The organism is uncultured Campylobacter sp., assembly GCF_937997465.1.
Taxonomy (GTDB): domain Bacteria; phylum Campylobacterota; class Campylobacteria; order Campylobacterales; family Campylobacteraceae; genus Campylobacter_A.
The window spans coordinates 1-4,204 of record NZ_CALKTQ010000169.1 but is presented as its reverse complement, the minus strand read 5'-3'; the positions used below and the strand labels follow the sequence as shown (position 1 = coordinate 4,204).

The window sequence follows — 4,204 nt, the reverse complement described above, 5'->3', positions numbered from 1 at the left end:
GTATAATAATTATATGATAAAGTTCTCCTAAAATAGTTCTGCTTCTTGCTAGTCCATAATGATTACTAAAAAAATAATGCTCATATTTTAAAAGTTTTGGAAAAATATAGGATAACTCTAAAAAGATATTAAAAAGAAATAAAATTAAAATATAAGCTCCTATAAAAATTAAAAAACTTCTTTTTTTATTTAATTTTATTTTTTCTAAAAAATAAAAAAACTTAATTAAATTTTAAAATTTCATAAAACTATTTAAAACATTTTAATTAACAATAATAAGTTAAATAACTTGACTATTATAGAAATATACTCGGTATATTTTGAACCGAGTATATCAATTTAAAGTTTAAAATTTAGAAATAAGCTCTATATTTTCTTTGGTGGCTTTTTTTAGAAATTCAGAATAAGCCATGTATGCCTCTTCAAATTCGTTTTTAAGTTTTACGCTCAATTCAGCATTAAAGATATAGCTGTTGTCGCTTGATCTTTGCATTGTTAAGCTCGTACTTTTGTTTGCATCTTCTATACGTATATCGATAACTCCAAATCCTATGTTTTGACTAGATCCGAGTCGACCGCTTTCTATAAAACCTTCAAGGGCGTGCAAGAACATCCCCAACTCGAGTTTTGACACTTTTTCTAAGAAAAAGCCACCGTTAAAAGTTGCTCCAGATACTATATATTCCCTTTGGGCGAAGTGCTGAATTGACGATTTTTTGGTTTTCGCATCTTCATTAAAAGATTCAGTTGTCTCTTTTGCAAGTTTTTTAGCGTCGCGGTCTTTTTTGCGTGCTTCAGAGTTTTCCTCAACACTTTTTTCCCAATCTTCGATCTGTTTTTTTGTATAAAGTTGACTAAATTTAGTTCCCATCAAAATATCGTCTACCTTGACAAAAGTTTGCCTTCTGACTAAATTTTTAGCATTTTTTTTATCTTCAGGAATAGCGTCTGCTACTTTTAATTTTCCAGCTATTAGTATGCCTGTGCCAAATAGTGATAAAATCGGATTTTTTTCTCTGGTTTCTTCGATTTCTTTAAATTTAAGCCCTGACTTACTTGCGCCGCTACCGCTTAACATTGCGTGAAGATCAGTGTCTTTTAGCTCTTCAATCTTGTCATTTTCTTTTACGGCATCGACTAGCTTTTTTGTTGCCAAGCGGCGCAATAATCCCCTAATGCCGTTTGCAGGCAAATAAGGGATATAGTCTATTTTTACGTCACTGCCGTCTTGATTAACTGCGGCCGTTTTTTTAATGCGCGTTACAATGTTTCCGCCTGGCTCGGTATCATTGTTTTCAATGATTGCGATTGGGCTAACTGTCTTAATAACTAATTTGATTTTATAGTATTTTAGCATGACATCTCCTTTTGGTTTTTATTTTTTGATATCTATTTTTGAATTTTGCAATAATTGTCCATAGCCTAGGCCGTTTTTGTATCCTATCATCTCCGGGAGCTGATAGTTGGATGTAAAATTTGCCCAAAGCCCTATATAGTTGATATTTTCTTTATACTTTTCTGTAATAATTCTAAAGTCCTTAAAATTTAGAATAAGATTTTCAAAATTTTGCTTAAATTTAGTATAGCATTCTAGTTGATAAGCTAAATTTCTTTTTATTCTATATGATATATAGTCTTTAATTTTCTCGTTTTTCTCAAAATAGTATTTCATATTGTGTTCAATTTTATTTGCAGTTATTATGATTGGCGTTCTAGTAGAGTACTCTATCGTTTGAGACCCGAGATAAAACGGCGGCATATATCCGTCTTCTTTCGGAATTATCTTTTTTATTTTTCTACCAAAAAAGTCCTTTTTGTGCTGCTCAAGCTTTTCCATAAGATGTTGAAACGCAAAGAAATTATTTTCATAAAAAAGAATTTCAATAGCATATTTGAACGGTTTTTTATATATAATTGGCGGTGCGTCGTTACCATGATACATGATTATATCGTTAAATTTTTGTTCCGTAATAGAGCCACAAAAGTTACGCACGTCTCTAGGCTTTATCTCGCTTACGTCTTCGGTAAATGTCAAAACTATACGCATTATTGTTTTTCTCCTATTGTAAGAATATAAGCTCCGACCCTAACGTCTTTACTATACTGTTTGTAAAAATCGCTGATAGCTTGGATAGTCTCTTTGTTTTTTGCATCTTTTTTTAAATTTATAAAAGGGGAGTCAATTTGTGGATTGGGTATAAGGTGGCTTTTTGTTATCGGATGATTTTTTATGATCTCCTCAACTCTCTTTAGGCACTCTTTGGCTTCTTCGTACCCGAAATAATAAGTTTCGTTTCCGTATTGGCAAGCTATAAAATCTTTCGAGAGAGTTAAATTTGATTTAAAAACTACGTGTTGATTATTTGGCGTAGTTTTAAGTGCCAAATTAAAAGGCAACAAGGCATCTTGGATAGCCTGCTCTATGCTTTTGGTTTTATTCTTCCCCATAACATAGGTTATGCCGTTTTTATCAACTATGTGAAAGCCTAAAGCTTTTTTACCTACTCTACTATTAACGCCGCACTGGAGCGTCCAAAAAGTCTGCTTTGATATAAATTTGGATTTATTCAAAAAAGCGTAGTCGGTAAAGGTCGAGCCAATCGTTTTTTCTATACTTTTGCATAAAATTCCCTCTTTGGAGTGCTCTCCCGAAAATGCGCAAAGATGCGGTTGTCCGTCGATAATTAGATCTTCTTTGTTTGCCTTTTCTTTTAAATTTATCTCTTGCCAATTAGCCTTATCTGCATGCAAAACGTCATATACGAAATTTATAGCCGAGTGATATTCGTTTAAATACTTTTCGTCGATGGCCGGTTTTTCTTTACCCAGATAAATAGTTTCTGTTAGAGATGAATTTGGCATATAGCACGCCTCTTTTGTCCAATTCGCCCAATAAGGAACTTTATTATTGTAGTAAGCAAGTCTTGCATTTTTTAAAGATGGATAATTTTTTACGCTAATTGGTCGCGCTGGAGTGTTTTCGTCTAAAAACACGGATTTATCGTCAGTAATCGTTTCTACCAGGAAAGAATAAACTTGCCCATATCCAATAGATGTTTTTTTGCCTAAAAATTTTAGATCCTGCAAGAGATCTTCGATGATCTCTTTTTTGCCTCTAACGTAAAAATAGATCTTAGGAGCCCTTAAAAGCTCGTTCCAAATGTTATAGGCTTTAAATTCGCCGCTACCTATGGCGTATTCTATCTTATTTGCTCTATGCTCGTTGAGATACTCGTATTCTGGTTTTTTAACGACACATCGGTTTTCAAGCGACACCTGATCGTTTTTTTCTACGAACCAAATAGATCCACAGTAGCCGTCTTCATATTTTTCTATAAAATCAAAATCATAGAGTTTTTCGATTTCGATATTTTTACCAAAGTGCCTCTTGACATAAAGATTGACTAAAATAGAGTCGATAGTGCTAAATCTGCCGATTAGCAAAGGACTATCGAGAAAAAAGGATATTTTTAAATTTTCCATTTTTTTTTTTATAAGATTATGTTATTCTACCATTATAAATTAAGTTTTGTCAATAGTAAAAAATAAAATAAATTAATTAATAAAAGGAATAAACAATGGAACTTAGGCCTGAACAAAAAGATTTCGTCGATTATGCGGCAGATATGATAAAAGAAAACAAATATTGTGTTTTCGAGATGCCTACGGCGTTTGGTAAAAGTTTTTCGGCTTTAATGCTTGCAAAGAAGCTGATTGATGAAAAGACGGCTCAAAGAGCAATAATAGCTACTAGCAATAATTCTTTAGCTAAAAGTATATTTCTTGAAGCTAAGGCAATCAAAGATATGCCAGACTACGTGTTAGGAATCGGCAAAAGTAACTATTTAGATTTAGATAAGCTTGCTATTTTTATGGGCTCGGAAATTGGCTCCGAAATTTTACCTTTAAACAAGGAGATAGTTGAAGTAACTGTTAAAAAACTAACAATAGATTTTCCTGACATCCTAATAGAAGATTTTTTAAACGAGTTAGATATAGTCGATACCAATAAACGAGAATATATCGCCAGCAACCTTGCGCTTGAAAAAAGCAATAGCGAAAGCTTTAAAGAATATTCTATTCAAGTTACCAATTATTCGTTTTTGTTTTATAAATTTATGTTTAATGAAAAGTATGCAGAGTCTGAAGATACGGTTTATATTTTTGACGAAATCCAGGAACTACCTAATATGGCTGAACTACC

Annotated in this window: 4 protein-coding genes; 1 reads left to right on the top strand and 3 read right to left on the bottom strand. The window is 32.4% G+C overall.

What is annotated here, in order from left to right; translation table 11 throughout:
* Positions 1 to 346: 346 nt before the first annotated feature.
* From Q0546_RS05405 to Q0546_RS05395, 3 genes are read right to left on the bottom strand one after another with little or no spacing between them, the layout of a single operon-like run.
* Positions 347 to 1,357, bottom strand: coding sequence for an RAMP superfamily CRISPR-associated protein (locus Q0546_RS05405; protein ID WP_298791217.1), 1,011 nt, complete (start codon positions 1,355 to 1,357; stop codon positions 347 to 349).
* An 18-nt stretch (positions 1,358 to 1,375) separates the two neighbouring features.
* Positions 1,376 to 2,047 (bottom strand): hypothetical protein, encoded by a 672-nt coding sequence (locus Q0546_RS05400; RefSeq protein WP_298791215.1) that lies wholly within the window; start codon positions 2,045 to 2,047, stop codon positions 1,376 to 1,378.
* Positions 2,047 to 3,483, bottom strand: coding sequence for a hypothetical protein (locus tag Q0546_RS05395; RefSeq protein WP_298791213.1), 1,437 nt, complete (start codon positions 3,481 to 3,483; stop codon positions 2,047 to 2,049). Before Q0546_RS05395 ends, Q0546_RS05400 begins: the two co-directional genes overlap by 1 nt.
* Positions 3,484 to 3,578: 95 nt before the next feature.
* Here Q0546_RS05395 and Q0546_RS05390 point away from each other — a divergent pair.
* Positions 3,579 to 4,204 (top strand): hypothetical protein (locus tag Q0546_RS05390; protein ID WP_298791211.1); only part of this gene is annotated, 626 nt, incomplete at its 3' end.

What these genes read in the sequence shown, in the direction of transcription:
- Q0546_RS05405 (WP_298791217.1), bottom strand. Translation starts at nt 1,357, where the DNA reads ATGCTAAAATACTATAAAATCAAATTAGTTATTAAGACAGTTAGCCCA.
- Q0546_RS05400 (WP_298791215.1), bottom strand. Translation starts at nt 2,047, where the DNA reads ATGCGTATAGTTTTGACATTTACCGAAGACGTAAGCGAGATAAAGCCT.
- Q0546_RS05395 (WP_298791213.1), bottom strand. Translation starts at nt 3,483, where the DNA reads ATGGAAAATTTAAAAATATCCTTTTTTCTCGATAGTCCTTTGCTAATC.